Source organism: Vibrio kanaloae (genome assembly GCF_024347535.1).
Taxonomy (GTDB): domain Bacteria; phylum Pseudomonadota; class Gammaproteobacteria; order Enterobacterales; family Vibrionaceae; genus Vibrio; species Vibrio kanaloae.
In genome coordinates this window covers 670,929-692,294 of record NZ_AP025498.1, presented here as the reverse complement: position 1 = coordinate 692,294, position 21,366 = coordinate 670,929, and the positions used below count along the sequence as shown (strand labels likewise).

Annotated in this window: 23 protein-coding genes; 13 read left to right on the top strand and 10 right to left on the bottom strand. The window is 43.9% G+C overall.

Translation table 11 applies throughout. From position 1 onward, the window contains the following. Window positions 1-29: 29 nt before the first annotated feature. Entirely contained in the window at window positions 30-551 is a 522-nt protein-coding gene (gene hutX / locus OCV24_RS17290; RefSeq protein WP_136998376.1) for a heme utilization cystosolic carrier protein HutX, read from the bottom strand. Between the two features lie 324 nt (window positions 552-875). On the opposite strand from hutX, the gene OCV24_RS17285 reads away from it, so the two are divergent. The 6 genes from OCV24_RS17285 (at window position 876) to OCV24_RS17260 (ending at window position 5,756) form a co-directional block, all read left to right on the top strand. Next, the gene (locus tag OCV24_RS17285) at window positions 876-1,679 is read left to right on the top strand and encodes an energy transducer TonB (RefSeq protein ID WP_150877446.1); all 804 of its coding nucleotides are present in this window, start codon (window positions 876-878) and stop codon (window positions 1,677-1,679) included. A gap of 2 nt (window positions 1,680-1,681) precedes the next feature. Further along, on the top strand, window positions 1,682-2,383 hold the full coding sequence (locus OCV24_RS17280) for a MotA/TolQ/ExbB proton channel family protein (RefSeq protein ID WP_150877448.1): 702 nt from the start codon (window positions 1,682-1,684) through the stop codon (window positions 2,381-2,383). Then, a complete protein-coding gene (locus OCV24_RS17275; protein ID WP_017057961.1) occupies window positions 2,380-2,793 on the top strand; it encodes an ExbD/TolR family protein in 414 nt (137 codons plus the stop codon). Before OCV24_RS17280 ends, OCV24_RS17275 begins: the two co-directional genes overlap by 4 nt. Window positions 2,794-2,941: 148 nt before the next feature. Further along, window positions 2,942-3,832 (top strand): heme/hemin ABC transporter substrate-binding protein, encoded by an 891-nt coding sequence (locus tag OCV24_RS17270; protein ID WP_136980804.1) that lies wholly within the window; start codon window positions 2,942-2,944, stop codon window positions 3,830-3,832. A gap of 104 nt (window positions 3,833-3,936) precedes the next feature. Next, window positions 3,937-4,974, top strand: a complete 1,038-nt coding sequence (locus tag OCV24_RS17265) for a FecCD family ABC transporter permease (RefSeq protein WP_137008575.1) — start codon at window positions 3,937-3,939, stop codon at window positions 4,972-4,974. Beyond that, entirely contained in the window at window positions 4,974-5,756 is a 783-nt protein-coding gene (locus OCV24_RS17260; protein WP_077681316.1) for a heme ABC transporter ATP-binding protein, read from the top strand. The genes OCV24_RS17265 and OCV24_RS17260 overlap by 1 nt, the downstream gene beginning before the upstream one ends. A gap of 226 nt (window positions 5,757-5,982) precedes the next feature. Here OCV24_RS17260 and OCV24_RS17255 read toward each other — a convergent pair whose 3' ends face one another. Next, window positions 5,983-6,444 (bottom strand): TetR/AcrR family transcriptional regulator, encoded by a 462-nt coding sequence (locus OCV24_RS17255; protein WP_017057957.1) that lies wholly within the window; start codon window positions 6,442-6,444, stop codon window positions 5,983-5,985. A gap of 528 nt (window positions 6,445-6,972) precedes the next feature. Between OCV24_RS17255 and OCV24_RS17250 the strand changes: the two genes are divergently transcribed. Beyond that, window positions 6,973-7,272: a YfcZ/YiiS family protein gene (locus tag OCV24_RS17250; protein ID WP_046223144.1), complete on the top strand. Its 300-nt coding sequence runs from the start codon at window positions 6,973-6,975 to the stop codon at window positions 7,270-7,272. 39 nt (window positions 7,273-7,311) lie between these two features. On the opposite strand, the gene OCV24_RS17245 is transcribed toward OCV24_RS17250, so the two are convergent. Beyond that, entirely contained in the window at window positions 7,312-7,611 is a 300-nt protein-coding gene (locus tag OCV24_RS17245) for a YnjH family protein (RefSeq protein WP_017057955.1), read from the bottom strand. A gap of 121 nt (window positions 7,612-7,732) precedes the next feature. On the opposite strand from OCV24_RS17245, the gene OCV24_RS17240 reads away from it, so the two are divergent. After that, the gene (locus OCV24_RS17240; protein WP_077681315.1) at window positions 7,733-8,332 is read left to right on the top strand and encodes a hypothetical protein; all 600 of its coding nucleotides are present in this window, start codon (window positions 7,733-7,735) and stop codon (window positions 8,330-8,332) included. 144 nt (window positions 8,333-8,476) lie between these two features. Here OCV24_RS17240 and OCV24_RS17235 read toward each other — a convergent pair whose 3' ends face one another. Continuing rightward, entirely contained in the window at window positions 8,477-9,583 is a 1,107-nt protein-coding gene (locus tag OCV24_RS17235) for a 1-acyl-sn-glycerol-3-phosphate acyltransferase (RefSeq protein WP_102507000.1), read from the bottom strand. A gap of 175 nt (window positions 9,584-9,758) precedes the next feature. On the opposite strand from OCV24_RS17235, the gene OCV24_RS17230 reads away from it, so the two are divergent. Continuing rightward, entirely contained in the window at window positions 9,759-10,385 is a 627-nt protein-coding gene (locus tag OCV24_RS17230) for a hypothetical protein (protein WP_060469330.1), read from the top strand. A 204-nt stretch (window positions 10,386-10,589) separates the two neighbouring features. Here the strand turns inward: OCV24_RS17230 and OCV24_RS17225 are convergent, their stop codons facing one another. Both OCV24_RS17225 and OCV24_RS17220 read right to left on the bottom strand, forming a co-directional pair. After that, window positions 10,590-11,075, bottom strand: coding sequence for a hypothetical protein (locus OCV24_RS17225; protein ID WP_017057951.1), 486 nt, complete (start codon window positions 11,073-11,075; stop codon window positions 10,590-10,592). Window positions 11,076-11,101: 26 nt separating this feature from the next. Continuing rightward, on the bottom strand, window positions 11,102-11,623 hold the full coding sequence (locus tag OCV24_RS17220) for a nicotinate-nicotinamide nucleotide adenylyltransferase (RefSeq protein WP_017057950.1): 522 nt from the start codon (window positions 11,621-11,623) through the stop codon (window positions 11,102-11,104). Window positions 11,624-11,732: 109 nt separating this feature from the next. On the opposite strand from OCV24_RS17220, the gene nadE reads away from it, so the two are divergent. Next, a complete protein-coding gene (gene nadE / locus OCV24_RS17215; RefSeq protein WP_150877450.1) occupies window positions 11,733-12,563 on the top strand; it encodes an ammonia-dependent NAD(+) synthetase in 831 nt (276 codons plus the stop codon). A 99-nt stretch (window positions 12,564-12,662) separates the two neighbouring features. Here nadE and OCV24_RS17210 read toward each other — a convergent pair whose 3' ends face one another. Continuing rightward, window positions 12,663-14,549 (bottom strand): hybrid-cluster NAD(P)-dependent oxidoreductase, encoded by a 1,887-nt coding sequence (locus OCV24_RS17210; protein ID WP_102506999.1) that lies wholly within the window; start codon window positions 14,547-14,549, stop codon window positions 12,663-12,665. Between the two features lie 219 nt (window positions 14,550-14,768). Here OCV24_RS17210 and OCV24_RS17205 point away from each other — a divergent pair, with 219 nt between their 5' ends. From OCV24_RS17205 to OCV24_RS17195, 3 genes are all read left to right on the top strand, one after another. Then, window positions 14,769-14,927, top strand: coding sequence for a YqaE/Pmp3 family membrane protein (locus OCV24_RS17205; protein WP_004731890.1), 159 nt, complete (start codon window positions 14,769-14,771; stop codon window positions 14,925-14,927). A 192-nt stretch (window positions 14,928-15,119) separates the two neighbouring features. Further along, the gene (gene pyrC / locus OCV24_RS17200) at window positions 15,120-16,148 is read left to right on the top strand and encodes a dihydroorotase (RefSeq protein WP_017057947.1); all 1,029 of its coding nucleotides are present in this window, start codon (window positions 15,120-15,122) and stop codon (window positions 16,146-16,148) included. A 235-nt stretch (window positions 16,149-16,383) separates the two neighbouring features. Beyond that, window positions 16,384-17,310: a M14 family metallopeptidase gene (locus tag OCV24_RS17195; RefSeq protein ID WP_150877452.1), complete on the top strand. Its 927-nt coding sequence runs from the start codon at window positions 16,384-16,386 to the stop codon at window positions 17,308-17,310. A 214-nt stretch (window positions 17,311-17,524) separates the two neighbouring features. On the opposite strand, the gene OCV24_RS17190 is transcribed toward OCV24_RS17195, so the two are convergent. From OCV24_RS17190 to OCV24_RS17180, 3 genes are all read right to left on the bottom strand, one after another. Further along, entirely contained in the window at window positions 17,525-19,132 is a 1,608-nt protein-coding gene (locus OCV24_RS17190; protein ID WP_102506996.1) for a BCCT family transporter, read from the bottom strand. A gap of 501 nt (window positions 19,133-19,633) precedes the next feature. Continuing rightward, the gene (locus OCV24_RS17185) at window positions 19,634-20,206 is read right to left on the bottom strand and encodes an aldolase/citrate lyase/malate synthase family protein (protein WP_017057944.1); all 573 of its coding nucleotides are present in this window, start codon (window positions 20,204-20,206) and stop codon (window positions 19,634-19,636) included. A gap of 236 nt (window positions 20,207-20,442) precedes the next feature. Further along, on the bottom strand, window positions 20,443-21,363 hold the full coding sequence (locus tag OCV24_RS17180) for a cache domain-containing protein (RefSeq protein WP_017057943.1): 921 nt from the start codon (window positions 21,361-21,363) through the stop codon (window positions 20,443-20,445). Between the last annotated feature and the right edge of the window lie 3 nt (window positions 21,364-21,366).

The window sequence follows — 21,366 nt, the reverse complement described above, 5'->3', positions numbered from 1 at the left end:
ATCTTATTTAAGCTTGCTATTGATTGTATTTAAGCTTGTTCTTTTAACGTTTTGAAGCGTTCAACTTGGTCGGCAATTAGCTCACGCTTTTCATTACGGCCTAGGTAGATCTTAAAAATGTTCTCGCCCGTTTCACTGAAGAAACCGAAGTAGTGACTTTCACGCCCCATGAACGCCCTGCTCACTAAGCCAATGTGCTTAATGTTGTCGAGCTTGAGGTGGCCATGGAGCTCGCCTTCTCTGCCCATAAGGTTGTAATAACCACGCGCTACTTTACCTTTCGGGAACGGCGCTTTTACTTCGAAGATTGAGCCGAATGAATGCATGATTGTGGTCATAGGGCCCCAACCCACTAGGCCTTCTAGAATCTCCTGAGCACGGCTACCATCTAACATCACCGCCATGTCATTTGGAAAAGCAGCAACGACTTCAACCTCTGAAACGCCTAACTTCTCAGCAACCGCGGTAGGAAGCAGTTTTGGTTCTTCTTCAATAGTGCGAGCGACACGTTGTTCTAGAGTTTCTGTTAGTTCTAATGTTGTATCTGTCATTGAATATGTTTCCGTATAAACGAGTAATTTACGTAAGTTACAAACTAAAAGGTTCGATATTAAGCGAGGCTTACTGTCCAGAATTTTGTAAACGCAAAACGAAGCGGATCAGGGCTCGACACACCTAGAATTGATTCGTCCAATTTATAAACGTCAAGACTCATATAATCTCTCTAAACACTTACATAGCAAAGTCTGAAAAACGATTCGCTAAAACTGAAAGAATCATAGATAGACGCAAATGATAATGCAATTGATAATTGATCTTATTTAGATTGTAAGCAATAATCCGATACAGATTTTGGAGTGGATTAAGGATTGAATGTGAACGTTCCTAGATATGTTATTGCCAGCGGTGCATCGTTAGTGATTCATGCGGCGCTATTATTTGTTGCTCAAGAGTCCAAAGTATTTGCCATGCCTGCAGGTAGCCAATCGAACACGGTATCGATCAACTTCACTCCAAAGAGCACGCCTTCCCCGGCTCAACAAAAAACCGTTACAGAACCGGTTGAACCAGAACCACCCCAAGAAACGGTCTCACAAGCAGAACCTAAACCTGTCGAGCCAAAGGCCGTTGAGACAGAGCAAGCCAAATCTACACCAAAGAAAAAAGCGATCACCAATAAGCCTCAACCCAAGAAAGTAGAGAAAAAGGTTGTGGAAAAGAAAGTCGAGAAAAAGCCGGTTCAAAAGAGACCGGTGACTGAGAAAAAGGTCGTGAAGAAAAAACGCCCACAACCAGCCACTCAACCAGAGAAGCTGGCCGACAAGAAAGTAGATAAGAATATGAACGAGTCTGCGAGCCAACCTCAGGAAGTAAACCAAGGCGTATCAAACCAAGAGCCGGTACTAGTGACTAAGCCTTCTTTCTCTGAACGCCCTACACCGCCGAACTACCCTAGACAGGCAGTACGTCGTGGTATTGAAGGCGTCGCTATCTATGAGGTCTGGTTAGATGCAGAAGGTAAACAAATTAAACAAGCATTAATCAATTCATCAGGTCTGCTAATACTCGACAACGCCGCTTTAGACGCCATTAAACAATGGAAATTTTCACCTCACACTGTCAATGGTAGAGCGATTGCTCACCGCGTACAACTACCCGTTCGTTTTAAATTGGAATAATCATGCAACAAATCAGTTATTTACAAGAACAGCTGGGCTTAATGACTTGGCCTCTTCTTATCTGTTCAGCCCTTACCGCAATGATCATCTCTGAGCGTATCTTCCAAGTGATGCTAAGTATTGGTGTTGGCAAACGCGCCATTCGTCGCGAGCTCAACCAGATCTCACCAACCAACAGCAAAGACATCGAAGCTCTCGCTCAGTCTATTTCAGCTAAACGACCGTTGCTATACAAGGGCGTCTCGATGTTGCTTGCTCACCACTCTTTTTCGAAAGGGTTACGTGAAGATGCAGCAGGGATATGGCTACAAGAAAAACGCCACCAGCTGCACGCAGGTTTAAGGCTACTTGGTTTGATTGGCGTGATCAGCCCGCTAATTGGCTTGCTTGGTACGGTGCTTGGCCTTATTGAAATGTTCAAAGGTGTAGCAGCTACGACCGGGAGTATTACGCCAAACGATCTAGCAGACGGGTTAGGCTTGGCTATGAGAACCACTGCAGCTGGCTTGATGATCGCGCTTCCGGCGATTTCAGGCGCACAGCTATTAGGCCTTTGGGCCGATCGAGTGCTCGCTCAACTAGAACATACTCTGAACTATGTGAATGTGTGGCTAGAAGGCATGTCGATTCAAGCAAACCCATCAGACGATACTAAAGGCAAGCCAATAAACAAAGTCGCTGTTGGTGATGTGAGTCAAGCATGATTAAAACGCCTCAATCGTCTTACACACAGAGTTTAGCGCCAGATTTAACACCGCTACTCGACATCATATTTATCGTCATGGTTTTTCTACTGCTTACGGCATCAGTAAAGCTGGAGTCACTAGAAGTTGAACTGCCTAGTTCTGATATTAAAAACGTTTCCGAGGTCCATAAAGATTCGATTAACGTCAATATTTTAGACCACGAACCTTATTGGGGGATTAACGGCCAAGAATATATCGACTGGGAAAACTTCAAAATTGCATTGCTAGAAGAGACGGGGTCAACGGATAAAAAGCCGATCACTATTGGCGCCGATAAGGCCGCCAACGTTGAGAACCTAGTTAAGTTACTGTCGTTCCTGCAAGAAAACGGAATAGCTGCGACCCAATTACTGACTGATGATGGTTAGACAACACTCAATTTTCACGAGATTTCACTCTTGATTGATAAGACTAAATAGCCAGAGCTAAGCCTCTCTATCGATTCGAACTCACAATGCGAACGGACTGCTCACTGAGTATCTTCGCGATACTAAAAGAAAACATAAAGAAATTATTATGAACAACTTAAACGTGCTCAACAAATTAAAGACCAAGAGACATCTCCTTTCAGCTGCCGCTATGAGCTTGGCCTTGACCGCGCCAATTGCGATGGCAAATGACGTTGAACAACCTCGAATCATCAGTGCAGGCAGTGCCATTACAGAACTAGTTTTAGCGCTTGGCGCCGAAAAACAATTGGTAGGTATTGATGTGACCAGTCGCTTCCCTCAGTCCGAAAATCTACCACAGATTGGCTACCACAGAAACCTGTCTGCTGAAGGCTTGCTAGCTCTTGAACCAACCACACTGATTGGCTCAGATGAAATGGGGCCAGACAATGCGATTTCTCAACTGAGGTCTGCAGGTGTCGATGTCGAGATTGTTAACACCGAAGCAAACGTTGAAGGGCTATTAAAGCGTATCGATCAAATCGCCAAGATTACCCATACCGAAGATCAATCAGAACAAATTAAAGCAGAAGTAAATCAGAAGATTGCGGCACTAAAAGAAAACCAAATCCCCAGCAACGAAGCAAAAAAAGTTCTGTTCCTACTACTGCATGAAGGCCGTAATGCGAACGTTGCCGGTGGTGAAACATCACCAAATACGATCATTGAATTAGCTGGTGGTGTAAACCCTGCGGCTAAAAGCCTGACGTCTTACAAACCATTGTCGATGGAATCACTGGTAGAAATGCAACCTGATATCATTTTGGTGAGTGGTCGTAGCTACCAAAAAATGGGCGGTGCAGATGCCATCCTGAAATCACTCCCTATGCTCGCGGCGACTCCTGCTGGAATGAACAAGCAAATCATTACCGTAAATGGCAGTGCTTTGGTTGGAGGGCTTGGCCTTGAAAGCCTTTCTGAAGCGAAACGATTAAACGCACTTATCTACCCGCTATAACGCGAATACCCTATTCCTATTGCTTGCTTAATACTCATCGCCAACTCACTTTTCGTAGAGCCGGTGAGGAGTATTAAAGCGGGTAATGTATATTGAGGCCCTTTATGTTGTTACGCTCCGTCCCACTGAAAACATCGATGTTAGGCCTAGGTGCTACCCTAGCCTTTGTCGCGCTGTACTCGATCACTGTTGGGCCAATGAACATTAGCTTAGCCGACAGCGCCACAAGCTTAATTCAACCAAACAATGACTTAGCACCTCACATCAACTTAGTCATTCAAGAAATTCGCTTACCTAGAACCATCTTGTGCATGCTGATTGGCGCAATCCTCGCTTTGTGTGGTGCGGTTATGCAGGGGCTATTCCGCAACCCGCTTGCTGAGCCGGGGATCATCGGTGTCTCTGCAGGCGCGGCATTAGGTGCAGCGTTGGCTATCGTTTTGTTCTCTGAGCTTTCACTGCAGTATCCTTCCTTCATGAATTTTATGGCCGTGCCTGTTTTCGCCTTTCTGGGTGGCGCATTAACCACGCTGCTGGTTTACAAACTTGGTACTGGCAAATTCGGTACTTCAGTGACCATCATGTTGCTAGCAGGTGTAGCAATAAGCGCGCTATCAGCAGCTGGTATTGGCTTTTTGAATTTCATTGCTGATGACCAAATGCTGCGTGATCTTTCGTTGTGGTCGATGGGTTCATTGGCAGGCGCAAAATGGTCAGGCATTTTACTTGCTGCTGTGGCTCTCGTTGGATTATTTGTTGTGTTCTACCGTCAAGCGATGTCGCTAAATGCTTTGTTATTAGGTGAGTCAGAAGCGCAACATCTTGGTATTCCAGTACAAAAGCTCAAACGAAAGCTGATTCTCCTCACGGCTGCTGGTGTCGGAATTACGGTTAGCTTGTCTGGTATGATTGGGTTCATTGGACTGGTGATCCCACATTTAGGTCGTATGTTAGCAGGCCCCGATCACCGAGTTCTGTTGCCACTGTCTGCAGTACTTGGTGCACTGCTATTAACCGCCGCAGATATGTTCTCACGTATGGTGCTTGCACCAGCAGAATTACCAGTGGGTATCGTCACTGCGATTATCGGCGCTCCATTCTTTTTATATCTACTATTTCAACAGAAAGGGAGAATCCTTTAATGTTTCCTTCAGCTTTAAAAGCGACCGATATCGAAGTGAAGTTCGGCAGTAAAGTGATATTAGATGGCGTTTCTATTGAGATTGAAGCGGGAAAGGTAACCACACTGCTTGGGCCAAATGGCGCAGGTAAAAGCACGCTGCTTAAAGCTTTGTGCCAAGAGATATCGAGCACGGGTGATGTCCAATATTTTGGACACACCAAAGACAAGTGGCCTTCTCACAAGCTGGCTAAACACTTGGCGATGCTTCCTCAACACAGCACGTTGACCTTCCCATTCCTGGCACATGAAGTCGTCGAACTCGGTGGCATCCCTCTGCAAGAGTCCAACAAAAAGCTCACTAGCATCGCTAGCCAAAAAATGGAGATTGCCGATGTGACTCACTTGAGTGAAAGGCTCTACCCTTCTCTGTCTGGTGGTGAAAAACAGCGTGTGCACTTGGCTCGAGTGTTAACCCAGCTTCACTATTCTGGTGACCAATGTATCTTGATGCTTGATGAACCCACATCAGCACTAGATCTTGCCCACCAGCACAACACCTTAAAGATCGCGAGAGAGTTAGCCGACAACCACAATGCCGCGGTTATCGTAGTTTTGCATGACTTAAACCTAGCCGCTCAGTATTCCGACCGACTCGTGGTATTGAAAGATGGTAACTTAGTTTGCGATGGCAGCCCTTGGGAGGCACTTCAGCCCTCGATGATTGAGGATGTCTATGGCTACAGAAGTATTGTTGAAAAACACCCAACCATGAGCTTCCCTCAGGTTCATCCAGCTCAATAACTATTGCTAATTCTCATTCCATTCCAAAGTATTGGTTCATCAAAGCCTCGACTCATTCGGGGCTTTGATTACTCACACCTGACTAAACACTTTAAATCCTAGAACAAATAGGGAAGCTCAAGAGAAGAAAACAGATTTAAGAGAGTGGCATAGGTTGAGGAATCCGAACTCAAACAACAGGCACAAAAAAAGCTCCCCAGGGAGCTTCTTTGAATCCATATGACCATTACCTACTCATACGGATCAATGATTTACCAATTAGCCACTCTAATTCTTTACCGCTAGTATCACCAAACTGAGTTTCTGTCAGCTTGTAAAGACGATCAATACCGTTTGCAGCGAACTCATGCGCACTTTCAGCAGTAACAATATGATGGAAAAGTAAACGTAAGATTGCTATAAATTCAGCGTCTTCTAGAGACTTAACCCAGCTTGCAGAGAATGCATCAAGACCATTTTCGGAATCAATATGTTCCATAAACATTTTGAAGATTCGCCCGTCTAGAGCAGCCGTAAAGTCTGTTTTCTTTGGAAAATGGTGGCTGATACCTGTACGAGAAACACCCGTTTGCTGACTCAACGTCGTGTATGACATCTTGTCGTAGCCCAACCTTAGTAACTGGTCTACGACGGCATCCATAATCTTCTGGATTGTGATTTCTGTATCTTCTTTACTACGCTTTGGCATATTCAGGTTCTTCTCTTTGTAAATCCATCTAACTCGATGAGTTGAAGTAAGAATGAAAATCGTTATCAGTATTATGTGAGCAAGGTATTTTTTCGCAAGTATTTTTCACTAAACTCACACAAATACTTTGTACGAACAATTTTACATTGATATCTCTGTAGACACTTTGTTTAATTGCTCTTCAAAAATCACCTTACTACCCTAAGTCGATAGTTTTAAATAACGACTTAGAATATGAAATACTCTACAAAAAATTCATTTTATAAATACCTATCAATCAATAGATAATCTTATAAAATCATTTCTAGCGCAACTAAGTGAATGATATTCTGACGAATTAATAACATTAATCCTCAAAAAAACATGATAAAGATCACATATGTATTTTTATCACAAATGTTTATATTTATTTACCTTCAAGTAAACAACATAGCCTACTACAACGAATTAGTTCAAAGGTTTCAATTTTTGTAGATACCATTCAAATTGCTCGCTAGAATAACCTCAGACTTTGTAAGAGGATTATTTATGAGCCAAGATATGGGCAACAACGATGTATGTGAGGCTTGCGGCTGTGCAGGCGAAATCGGGTTCATCATAAAAGAAGGCGACGATGTTGCCGAAGTAACGGTTTACGGTAACTCCAAAGACCTTATTGAAGCTGAGTTTGCTAAGTACGTTGAGTTGGCAAAGCAAGTGTCTAGTAACGTTGAGTTTGAAGCGTCAGAGATGACAGAAGATAGCACTGAATTGCAAGCGCGCTTTAAATTTGAAGTCAGCGCTGAGAAGATTATTTTCGAACTGAAGAGCCGCTCTCTAGTACGCTAATATAAGCAATTATACTCATAAAATAAAAAGGCGAGTTTATTACTCGTCTTTTTTTATTATTTCAACCCACCTAAGCGCACCATTTTGCTCAAAATCATTTTCGACCGCACATTTAATCACAACTCCGCCGATCTCTAACACAGAGCCAATACTATAAGCCTTATCATCGTAATAACAAACACGTTGCGGTTGACCGCCTTGAGTCACCAATACTGCGGCCTTTGCGGGTGTTGAAATTACTTTGTTCGCATCCACAGACATTGAACCAAACGTTGAAGCCGCGACGAGAAAAGCCTTAATTATTTGTTTTTTTACTCTAGTCATTGATTTACCTGCCATTGTTGACTTCCCCCTATTTAACCACTCGATTCAATTTAATCTACCATCAAATTGGTAAAACACTGTGCGAGAATAATTTTTCCATTATAGTGTTAACGTCTATCGTAATAAGAAGCCCGTTATGCTCAGAATAATTGCACTTATTATTGGTGCCTTAACCATAACAAATGTCAGTGCCGAACCGCTCGATCACTCTCAAATATTGAACCATCTCGATAATTACGGAAACTTATATCTACGAAACAAGCCTTATACATCACTACCAACAGGACTGATCATTGATGGCAATCTCAATATAGAAAACACGGCAATTGCGCGCCTACCTAAAGGATTGGAAGTGAACGGCAGCCTGAAAGCATCTAACAGCCAATTAGCCAGAATTCCTACCGGGGTTAAGATAAAAGGTTACGCTGATCTGATTGGTAGCCAAATAACCAGCTGGCCAAGAGGTGTAAGAGTGGGTGGGTTTATTAACCTTACTGACACCCCACTGCAAAGGCTACCGAATGGTTTTAGAGTGAAAGGAGACCTGAGTGTGATTCGTACGCCTTTAACAGAGCTACCTAACGGAATCATTATTGATGGTGACTTATATATAGGTGGCTCTGCGATTACGGCGTTTCCTGACACCATGACAGTCAAAGGCAATATTTATCTAGGTGGGAACATCATTACTACTTGGCCAACAAACTTAGAACTCGGTGGCGCAGTCGCTCGCTAACTCAGGCTAAAACTATAAAGGCTTGGTCTATACGTGAGCAAACACAGAGAACAAAAAGGGAGCTCAAAGCTCCTTTTTTCAACTCTAGCTATTAACTCATCTGCTAGAGCTATCTCTGTATACGTAAACTAACAAGAGCATTAACTAACCAATATTCTTCACTGGGTTCGCATAGCTATCAATCAAGTACTGGCGAGCACCTTTTGGTAGGCTTGATAGCTTCTCTTCAAACTCTTGCTTCACTTCAGCAGTAATCGACTCATCTTCTTTTCCAGCTGCCAACAGGTTTACTGGGAACAGTTTGTAGTTTTCGTGGATTTGACGATCGATCTCTTCAGCCAATTCTTCCGGCGTCGCAAAATCTTGGTCGATAACCTGACCGAAACCAACATGAACACGGCCTTTGTTACCAATGATGCCTTGAATGATACTTTCAATATCTTCAAACTCACCCTTTTCGTAGCTACCGTTGACGTCTTTTTCAAAAAGCTCGACGGCTTTAGCCGTGTCACACGGATCGTTTTCGTAAGAAATAGCCACAGGGACAATCTTTAATGATTTAACGTATTCAGGAAATTCGATTTTTTGCTTGCGCCCTTCAACATGGAACATCTTCAAAATTGCAGGCTCAGTAAAATCATTACCGTCTTTTGCACGGCCTTCTTTTTGAGCAATCCAGATAGAGTTACCTGTTTCTAGAGAGTGTTTGATGTAAGAAGACAGTTGGCTTAGCGCTTTCATCATTTCACGTGGCCCTTTCAAAGAACGCTTTACGATGAAGCTCTTGTTCAAGCGCATCAATTCCGTCGCACATGGCTTCTTTAGCAGATTGTCACCAATTGCGATGCGACAAGTCTGATGATTGTTTTGATGCAAAGCGTAATTTACTAACGCCGGATCCATTGCAATGTCACGATGGTTTGATACAAAAAGGTAAGCTTGATTCGTATCCAATGACTCTACACCAGTGTACGTCACACCATCTGTAGTTCTCGCTAACGTGTCTCGCAAGTACTTTTTCACTTCAATCTGAATGGTTTCAACGCTCGTCAGCTTACTCCATTTCATTTTTAAGTACACACGCAGAATGGGGCTCATTAATGCTTTGAACCAAGACGCATGGTTCGAAAAACGGTAGTGCAGAATCGCACTGATAAATTCTTCATCATTAATTAGACGGTTTAATGCCGCTGGAATTTCATTATCGCCGTAAGGACGAATATCAACATATGGATCGGTTGGAGAGGTCATTTTTTAATTCATATAATAAAAAGCTGGCTCATTCTACGCGTTGTTTTGACTTATCGCAGCTACAGAGCCCATACTTTTGACAAGGTCAGACCAGAAATATTGAAAATCCCCTGTTACTGTTGGCATTCTTTAAGATTAACGGTAATCTTGACGCCCCAAAATTAAGGTACTATCTATGAACTTCGCTATTGAATATACATCGGCTTACTTTTCACACTTGGTGATCACACCACGCAAGAAAGTACTTAAACATAGCCTTGTATCGGTTCAAAGTGGCTTGGTTTTGATTAAGCTGGGTAAACAAGAGTATGCCGTTGAGCCAGGCCAAAGCATCTGGATTCCATACGACTGCTTAACATCACTGACCTACTTTCCAAACACTCAGATTAACCGTGTTGACTTCTCTGTTCGTTTAACGGACTCATTTCCAAGACAAGCGGGTTACATCACGCAAACTAACCTCTCTTTAGCGCTACTCGAAAAGTTGGAACTGACCAAGTCCCACGCTTCAAGTGCCAACAATACCGATCAAGCATGTAAAGATATGCTTTCTGTACTGAAACAAGAGGTATTGTCGTTTAAGCCACTGCTTTATGAGAGTGCCCTGTCTCTGCGATTCAATCAATGGAGCATTGATGATTCAAACTTACCGCAAGAACACACCCTAGTAATGGTGATGCGAGAAGCAAAGAAGCGCATGCAGTCTGGCCAAAAACGTTCGCTTGTAATTGATGACTTATTTTCAGGGAAAGAAGAAGAGTTCGAACAACTGTGCATGCTAGTGTTTGGTGAATACCTATAATCAAGGGGAAGCGGGCCTACCGTTCTTCAATCGTTGAGAGTACTTATTTCCACTTCAAGCCAATCTGTAAACCAAGCCAAAAATAACAAGATACTAAAAAGCCGCTAACAGAAATGTCCACTTTATGTAGGCACTTCAGTTTTGCGGCTTTTTTAACTTTTTAATGCCTGCTCAAGATTCAGAGCAAAACTACCATATCATTCGTTAGAAAGGTAACTCAACTTGCATCATTAGGTCGGCGTCACTTGAATCATGCCAACGGTAATCAAAACGCATCCGAGGTTGCCCTTGGACTTTTTCGCCAAAACCAATACTAAGTTGTAAGCCATGATTTAGCAGCCACTCTTCGGTAGACATCTCATACTGTTCGTCTTCCAGATCTTCAGGAAACCACATACCCAAACCAACATAATTTGATTCTAGGCTTTGTGTGATAAATGGTGCCTCTTTGCTTTGAAGTACCCAGTCAGTCCAATAATCAGGTGTACTCTCCGCTTCCTCAGCGCTCAGCCCACTGATTTCCATCATACGTTGGCCAAAAGATTCGATGCTCGTAGAAAAGTCCAAACAATTGTTTTCACTATCAGAGGTCAGCATGATCGAATCTAAGCTAAAAAAATCACATTCAGCATACGCAGGCAAACTGCATGCAGCTATGATCAACGCCGCTGGTATCGTGCTCTTTAGCATAGTCCTCTGACCTCTTATTAATGAGCTCACATTATCTGATACAGCCCACCGTCTTGCAACATCTTTGTAACTGACTTAGTACTCAGGTTTGCTACATCGCTTCCACTTATCAGCGCATTACGTATGTCTGTGCTGCGGATTTTGACTTTTTCAGGACAAGCCATTACGAACCATCGCTCAGTAATCTCATCTGATTTATAAAACGATGAAAACTTGAAGAAATTATCAGGTCCAATGACAAACGTTAGCTCTGCCTCTGGGTGTTGTTTTTGGAGTTCACTAAGCACTGCATAAGTCGTCACGCTTTCACCTGGGGTAAACAAGCTCTTTTCGATCAACGATAGCTCAACTTGGTCCAGTGACAGATCGTTAATAAATGCGCTAACTAACTGACATCTAGTATCAAAGTCTAGCATCTCTTTTCCCCAAGCATGGGCAATACTTGGAACGAGTAGAATTTTGTCGAAATGGGCTAACGAATCAATCACACTTTTATGCCCTAAGCTCGGCGGATTAAACGCACTACCGAAAATGGCTATTTTTTCCATTATTTATTACTGCCTTCTCTTTCTAAGCTTGTGCAAAGAGGTTTTTAAATCAGATGATTTAGGTATGATAACACTAGATTTTTAATTTGCTTGCAGGAAAGGAATACGAATGGAACAGTTAATTCGTGACGAAATGCGCGTACTACCTTCAATTGACCCTCACTTCGAAGTGACTCGTCGTGTGGATTTTATTAAAACGAAACTTCAACAGTCAGGCTGCAAGTCTCTCATTCTTGGTATCAGTGGCGGTGTAGACTCAACGACCTGTGGCCGGTTGGCTCAAATGGCCATCGACAGCTTGAACGAGAGCACAGGCAGTAACGACTATCAATTCATTGCGGTTCGCCTGCCTTACGGCGAGCAAAAAGATGAAGATGAAGCTCAGCTTGCTCTCTCTTTCATCCAGCCTTCTCAATCCGTTTCTGTCAACATTAAAGCGGGAGTTGATGGGCTTCACACTGCATCTCACGTTGCTTTAGATGGCACAGGCTTATTACCAACAGACTCTGCAAAGATTGATTTTGTGAAAGGTAATGTGAAAGCTCGTGCTCGCATGATCGCTCAATACGAAATTGCAGGTTACGTTGGCGGCCTTGTGATTGGGACCGACCACTCGGCGGAAAACATCACGGGGTTCTACACTAAGCACGGTGACGGTGCCTGTGATTTAGCACCTTTGTTTGGTCTGAACAAACGTCAGGTTCGTGAACTTGCAGCAACGCTAGGTGCCCCAGAAACACTGGTTAAGAAAGTTCCTACTGCCGACCTAGAAGAGCTTGAACCACAGAAAGCCGACGAAGCAGCCTTGAACCTTTCTTACGATCAAATTGATGATTTCCTTGAAGGCAAAGAAGTCCCTCAAGACGTGTCAGATCGCTTAGTAAGCATCTACAAAGCGACACAGCACAAGCGTCAACCAATCCCAACGATCTACGATTAATTTTCTGAATTAGCCTCAGAATCAAAAAGGCCGGAAGTTCATTTCAGTGAACTCCCGGCCTTTTATTTAATGTGCTTTTCTTATTGAACAGAGAGGGCTTTAATCCACAACTTCGATATCAGTTTGAGGAACGCTGCAACACGCTAGTATCTGACCCATGTTCCGTTCGTGATCTTGTAGTGCTGGCACGTCGGGTTGGTGAACTTGTCCTGATTCAAGAGTCACTTTACAAGCGCCACAGAAACCCGCACGACAACTGGAAGCAATAGGTACGCCCGCCGATTCAGCTTGCTCTAGCAAAGTTGATTGGTTATTACCTTCGAATAAGTAGCCGTTCACACTTAACTGCAGTTGTTTCACCGCTTCTTCAGTTGACTGAGCGATACCAAACGCCTCTTGGTGGTAATGCTGAGGGTTTAGGCCCATTTGAATTAGCAGTTTCTTTGCGTTATCCATAAAGCCATCAGGGCCACACACAAACGCTTGGCGCTTATGCAGCTCTTCAATCTTAGCGATATGCGAAATGCTCAAACGGCCTGATAAACCATCCCACTCTTTGCTTGGCTGACTTAACGAATAAATCACACGTAGGCCTGCATGTTCGCTAGCGATCTGATCAATCTCAGCTTGATAAGGGATATCTTGTTCGTTGCTGCATTGATGATAGAAAACCACATCATCAATCTGAGCGTGGTCGGCTAAATAACGCAGCATCGACAACATTGGGGTAATGCCACTACCTGCAGACAACAGCAGTAATGGATGAGTTGGATTCTCTTCTAAGTAGAACGCACCGTCTGGGTTTTGCGCGACTAAAGTATCGCCCACTTGGAAATGATCATTTAGCCAGTTGGAGATTTGACCATCATCCACTCGCTTCACTGAAATCGCTAAACGACCCGCTCGTGACGGGCTAGAAGATAGCGTATACCGACGAGACACTTTTTTGCCATCAATCACCATTTCAATCGGTAGGTGTTGGCCAGGCTGGTAAAGTGGCAGTGAGTGGTTTTCTTTCGCAGGCTCTAACCAAAAGGTTGTAAAGTCGCGTGCGATCTCTTCGCGCTCAACACAGGTTAGATGCAGTGACTCAACCCAAGTGTCTTCATAAAGCTCTTTCTCTTTGGTCTCGAGCACCTCGACCACATCACCGGCTTTGATTAAACCTTCATTTTTAGCCACAAGATTCTGACCAAAGAAAACCCCACCGCGTTCATTAGCTCTAAATGTGGAGAAGGTATTGAGCGGCTCTTTTGTTGCTCTGAATTCGCCACGTTCAACATCAACCGTGGTTAGAATACAGCGCTCACAAGGTTTCACAGCTTCGAATTCAACCTCGCCGATTCGGATACGCTTCCAACCATCTTCAGCAAAGGCTTCGGTATTGGAAACAACAAAATTAGTGCGGAACTGATCCATCGAATGAACTTCAGAACTGCGGCGATTCAGCTCATCAAGCGATGCTTGGCTGATCACCAACATTGGATAGCCGTCAGCAAAACTTACGTTATGACCGAGCTTTTCACGAACACGATTCGATTGCTCACCAGAGAACAATAGCTCAACACGAACACCCAATACGTCACTAAACCAATCATCGGCGTCATCATTGGTGGTATATGCGGTGAAGCTATCTTTCCAAACCGTTGCTGGCGCTTCTTGCATCTTGAAATCCGCATACTTTAGGCGTAACGGCTCTTTACCTTCGTAAGTGAAAATCAAACCGTCTGGTTGCAAACTTGAAGATACCTTGACCATTTTCGGGTACTTACGTGCCGTGACCATTGAACCGTCAGCCAATGCGAGCATAAAGCGTCTGTCGAAAGTAAGGCCTTGCTTTTCGACCCAAGCAGAAGAGAGCGAGATACCGCCCACTGATTTTACCGGAAACACATTGATTTGAGATAAAGAAGGAGCTTGATCAGAAGGCTCTTGCTCCAAAGCCCTTTGATCTAACGCCCTTTGACCTGAAGATAGCTGCGACATAACGATTCCAATGTTTTGTAGTTTGTCCCAATGCTAGCAAATGGTTATAAATAGATAAACTGGCAGGTATTAAACACTTGATACTAAGCTAATATATTGAGATGTTTAAACGACTGTCTTATATACATAAAGACACCAATACACTAACTCTTTCCATACGTTCTATAATTTGAACACGTTTATCGCATTGAACTGTCATTGAATAAAAAAGGATTTATCATGAACAAACTCGTCATTATTATTTTATGTGTACTACTTCCACCTGTTGGTGTGTTCTTCGCTCGTGGTGCGGGTAAAGATTTACTAATTAACATCATCCTTACTTTCTTCTTCTGGGTACCAGGAATGATCCACGGTCTGTGGGTGGCCACCCGCTAACCCATATCCAGGAATAAATAGCGAATTAAAACCCTATAAAAACAAGCTCCTAACCATGAAGAGTTAAAAATAGGATGAAATGAAAGTGCTTTTCCACTATCATCCTGTCGCCTAAACGTAAGCGATTGCTTTCACAGATTTCGCCGAGTTTAGGCTCCAACTACATAACACTTCAATTGGTGGGAGCCTTCAATGACACAACTTACGATTACTCGTCCTGACGACTGGCATGTTCATCTACGCGATGGCGACGTACTAAAAGATACAGTTCGCGATATCAGCCGTTACAATGGTCGAGCGTTAATCATGCCAAATACCGTCCCACCGGTAACCGATACCGAAATGGCGCTTGCTTACCGTGAACGCATCATGGCAGAGCAGCCAAGTGAACAGTTCCAGCCTCTAATGGCACTTTACCTGACAGACAACACAACACCTGATGAAATTCGCAAGGCGAAAGAGTCTGGCGCTGTTGTAGCGGCGAAGCTATACCCTGCTGGCGCAACAACAAACTCTGATTCAGGCGTAACCTCTGCTAAAAACATCTACCACGTACTAGAAGCAATGCAGGAAGTGGGCATGTTGCTGCTTGTACACGGTGAAGTAACGGCTCACGATGTTGATATCTTTGACCGTGAAAAAGAGTTCCTAGACACAGTTCTAGCACCGATTGTAAACGACTTCCCTAACCTGAAGATCGTTCTAGAGCACATCACGACAGCAGATGCAGCGACTTTTGTTAAGAACGCAAACGACAACGTAGCGGCAACCATCACCGCTCACCACCTACTTTACAACCGTAACCACATGCTGGTTGGTGGCATTAAGCCACACTTCTACTGCCTTCCCATCCTGAAGCGTAACACGCACCAATTGGCGCTTATCGAAGCTGCAACAAGCGGCAGCAAGAAGTTCTTCTTGGGTACAGATTCTGCACCACACGCAAAAGGCGCAAAAGAGTCAGCATGTGGTTGTGCCGGTTCTTACACTGCGCACGCGGCGGTTGAACTGTACGCAGAAGTGTTCGACTTAGAAGGTAAAATTGAGAACCTAGAAGCGTTTGCAAGCCACAACGGTCCTGACTTCTACGGTATTCCACGCAACACAGACACAATCACTCTAGTAAAAGAAGAGTGGAATGTTGCTGAAACAATGCCTTTCGGTTCAGACATCGTGGTGCCAATTCGTGGCGGTGAGACGATTGCTTGGACAGTTAAGTAAACAGAGTTTTAAGCTGTTTCAGCTCATAAATTATATTGTTGAATTATCAAGGCCTTCACATATGTGAAGGTTTTTTGTTTTCTTAACAGCCTAAAGCTTCCAAGAATAACGACTTTTAGAAACAGTATTTAGAATACCAATCGTTCGAAGCATAAACTCACTCAATAAAAGTTGCACGATCCCGCTGCGCTGATTATTCTCACTTCATCGCAACGTCCCTGACAGAGATAAAACAATGGAAAGTACTTACACCTACCCTATTGGTGAGCCAGGAAAAAAATGGCAAGAAGCAGAGCGTCAAGCATGGTTTGCTCAAAGAACGGTTAAGCGTGAATACCAACAAGACGTCGTACCAAAGATTAAAGCACTAGCAGACCGCTTTGACATCGAGCAATACGGCGCACTGAGCTACGACGAAGCTCGCTTCCCGCTTTTCGCTATTAAGAGTAAGAACTGGGACTCATCAAAACCAACTGTTCTTGTAACGGGTGGTGTTCACGGTTACGAAACCAGTGGTGTCCATGGCGCGATCAAATTCGCTGCCACTCAAGCGGAAAAGTATACAGCGCACTTCAACATTGTTGTTGCACCTTGTGTAAGCCCTTGGGGTTACGAAGTGATCAACCGTTGGAACCCAAATGCTGTCGATCCAAACCGCTCTTTCTACGACGGTACGCCATCAGAAGAATCAGCAAACCTACGTGCATTAGTCGCTTCTTTACCAGAAGTGTTGGTTCACGTTGATCTACATGAAACGACGGATTCTGATGAAACAGAATTCCGACCAGCACTCGCAGCGCGTGATGGTATTGAGTACATTGAAGGTATGATTCCAGACGGTTTCTACACGGTTGGCGATACAGAAAACCCACAGCCTGAGTTCCAAGAGGCGGTAATTGCTTCAGTTGAAAAAGTAACGCACATTGCACCAGCAGATGCAGACGGCAAGATCATTGGTTCTAAAGTTACCCAACATGGTGTGATTAACTACCCAATGAAGAAGCTTGGCTTATGTGGCGGTGTGACTGATTGTAAGTACGGTACAACCACAGAGGTTTACCCGGACAGCGACAAAGTGACAAACGAAGAGTGTAACGACGCTCAAGTTGCTGCGGTAGTCGGTGCTTTGGATTACGTTATTCAGCACGAATTGGATGCGTAAGCGCACATTAGATAATAGCTAGAACCGCGTTCCTAAGAGTAAGAGTTAAAAGAGCCATAAGTGACTATTCACTTATGGCTCTTTTTTATCTTTATTGTTTCTTGTTTCTTGTTTCTTTGAACCATAAAAAAGCTCCCTTGCACACAGTACAAGAGAGCTTTGAAATAATGTTAAGTAAAATTAAAGCATTAGCTGCTTATTTCTGCGTCGCAGTTTACTCAGGGGCGGGGCTAACGGTTTCTTGCCCTTTACCCACTTCCGTCAGTAGGCCTTTCAACAAGCTCACACAACCAATCAGAAGAATGATCGTAAACGGCAGTGCTGCAATAATAGTAATAGATTGCAGTGCTTGGATTGATTGAGTTCCACCAATCCATAGCATTACCATCGCGATGGCACCTGAAATAACCGCCCAAACCACTTTCTGCTTCACTGGTACTTCAAGTTTACCACCCGCCGTCATACCATCAATAACGATAGAACCAGAGTCTAACGTTGTAACGAAGAATACGATAATCAACACGACAGCGATAACAGACAGAATGCTACCAAACTCATAAGCATCTAACATGTAGAACAAGCTTAGAGATACGTCTGTGATGCCTTGGTCAAGGCCAAGTTGCCCCACCTGATTAATCACTTGTTCGATAGCCACGCCACCGAAAATAGACATCCAAGCTGACGTTACCAATGTTGGGATAATCAGTACACAAAGTAAGAATTCGCGAACCGTACGGCCTTTAGAAATACGCGCTACAAACATACCGAAGAAAGGTGCATACGCTACCCACCATGCCCAGTAGAACACAGTCCAACCATGCAGCCAGGTTGTGTCTTCGCGGCCAGAGCTTTGGCTCAACGCTACGATATTTTTCACGTAACCCGTTACTGCCGTCGCCATTGAATCAAGCACAGTTGTAAAGTTCAATACTGCGATAAGGCCCAGGAATACGAACGCAATAACCATGTTCAGGTTACTTAGGAACTTAACACCACCGTCCATGCCTCGCAGAACAGAAATGATCGCCAAGCCCATAATCAACACGATAATAGCTTGCTGAAGGAAGATGTTATTTTCCAAGCCGAACACATGGCTGATACCACTTGCCGCTTGTGTACCACCTAAGCCCAATGAAGTCGCTAGGCCAAACAGAGTAACCAGTACGGTTAGCACATCGATCACATCACCGGTTTTACCCCACACTCGCTCACCCAGTATTGGATAAAACACAGAGCGCATTGATAACGGTAGGCCTTTATTGTAAACAAAATATGCTAGGCAAAGCGCCGTCATACCATAGACAGCCCACGCATGAAAGCCCCAGTGGAATACTGTCGCGCCTAGCGCTAACTCGCGGCCTGCTTCAGTGAAGGGTTCTGCATTCAATGGCGTTCCGAACCAGTTCGTGAAGAAGGCGGTTGGCTCTGCAACACCCCAGAAAATAAGTCCAATCCCCATACCTGCAGCGAATAACATCGCAATCCAAGATGGCATTGAGTAGTCCGCCGTAGCTTCTTCACCACCTAGGCGAATTTTACCCAACGGTGAAAACGCGATAACCACAGCGAACGCTAGCATGATGTTGGCTCCCCACATAAACAGGAAGTCAAACTTTGATAGAACTGCACCCTTAATAGAATCAATAGCAGCTTTAGCATCCGCAGGAGGAAGAGCAAGAAGAGTGATGATAAAGAGAAGAGATAAGCCAACCGAGGCTACGAAAACGGTGTTATGGACATCCATGCCCCATTTACTGACGTTATCTTGACCGACTTGATAGTCAGTAGAATCAATACTGTATTTTTTTGATTTAAAACTCATAAATTATGATGTTCGCATATCCGAATCAACGAATATAAGGACGTTCTCCATATCCAACTACTACTTGATTGGCTCGCCATACCACTTAAATAAACGTGATAAAAACCACCTTGAGAGGCGACAAATGGACTTAATAGCTCAATCCCAGGCCGCGCATAATAGCACAGCACGAAGTATTTTGACTGAGTTTTTGCTCAATAGTCACTCAGCGCACTGTCATCCATGGTCATTCCCGCTATAAAAAAAAGACTAGAACCTACAGATAAATCATTTAATTACAAACACTTAAACCAACAAAGATATGGGGTGAAATTTTAAAAAACTTTTGTTAGATAACTTTAAGAAGCGCTTAATTTACTTATACCTCTAATAAAAAAGCCCCGCTATAGGGGCGGGGAAATTACCAAAGGTAAAGAGAAATCGATAGTGCGATATTAGCGCCACGTATCGCAGCGCTCAGGTATTTTAATCGCCGAAGCTCAATTCAGTCGCTAAAGAGCGTTAGATCGCAAAGCAAAAACCTAGGTTGTAGTCTTCACCATTTTTTGCCGTGAATTCTTTGTCTTCACTCGATGCATTCGGTCGACCGATTTCATCGCCTTTCACCAAGCTCACCCAGTGACGGATTCCTGAAGAACAACTAGCCTCAGTTTGGCCAAACGTGGTGCATGTCTCTAGCTGAATATCTTGTATATCAACCAATTCTAGGTGACCCGTACCTTTACGAGCACCTATCGTCACTTCAACGTGCGTGCCGCTCTCGTCACGGAACAAGATTGCAGAAGGTTTAGATTTATCACCGGTGTAAGCCACAAAGTGCTTAGCGCGTTTTAGACCTGTGTGTTCACCGTTTTTGAAGTAAACCTGAACGTGTCTGTAGTCAATCTCATAGCTCACTGCGTCTTCGTGCGAGCCTGCCTCTAGAGGAAATAAAGTATCAAGCAACTGTTTTGCCATTTTCTGTTTTTCGAGTTGCTTGTCTGCTTTCACCATTTCGACGGCAAAGACAGCTTCAGCAATAAATGTTGAATGGTTTCTGTGAAGTTCTGTTTTGTCTAGTGTCAGCATATTCATAGTCTATCCCTCGTACGGCTTTGAATTTCATTTAGGTCAAACATCCTGATTGACCTTATTAAAAATTGTTCTTTACTGTGTGGCTTCCATGTATTTCATACTACCTGTATTTATAAAACAATTTCACAACAAAAATTTCACACTGTTAATTTTACTAAATTGCTTTTTTACACACACTGATATTTTGGGCCCCTAGCCCTTTATTTCACTGGGCTGAGGGCTCGCTAGAAACCATTTTACGTGTTGTTTGAATTTGTGTAATAACCGACCCCGACCAACTTATTGTCGATGACTCGATAGTAAGTATGCTTGGTTTCAACTTTACTCGACTGAGGGTTTAACCATCGGTAGCTGTAAACTCCGCGACCATTTTCTTTCGCGAGATTCAACATCTCAGTAAGAATCGGTTTATCGTCAGGGCTTAAAATCTCGCTGTGTGACCGCCCAACAAGCTCAGGAGATACGCCATGCGCCAGCAGCTTTCCAGAGAGCATATCCATCACAAACACATACAAGTCTCCTTCCACAAAACTGCCCTCGGCATCATTGAACTCTGCCAGGCTCTCTTGTTCTGATTCCACTATCGCGGTCATCGCTCTCGCCAATAACCGCTTAGCTTCTGCAGCACTGGAACGTTCTGGGTAATAACCCACCGCGACAATCACATCTCCCACTCGCTCAAAGAAAGTGGTTTTCGGCTCTCCCATGCGGTCGGTTGGATTGGTCCAGTGATACTTCACTTCACCAAAACCGTTATGTACTGCTTTGGTGATCATTTCACGGAAAAAAGGATTGCCGTAAACGTCCTGGGTATCCAACACACTGTCGCCCACCAGCACCATCGAAGAGCCGCCACTGGCAAGAAATTGGCCATCAATACCAAGAGCAAACACATAGAGCTCACCGTCTATATATTCGGCATCACTCATGAAGTCTTTCACGCTGTCATCACCTTCTTTTTGAACATGCACCACCGCTTTCGCAAGCAAGGTTTTAGCTCTTCTTTCAGCGTCACTGACCACATGTGGCTCAGAAATATCGAGCACATTGACTGGCTTAGTTTCTTTCTCGACTTCTGAATGCTCAGCACGCAATCCAATGCCACTCACTACAGCAAACAAGGCGCAGCCAATAAGGATTATTCTGGATAAATTCATCGT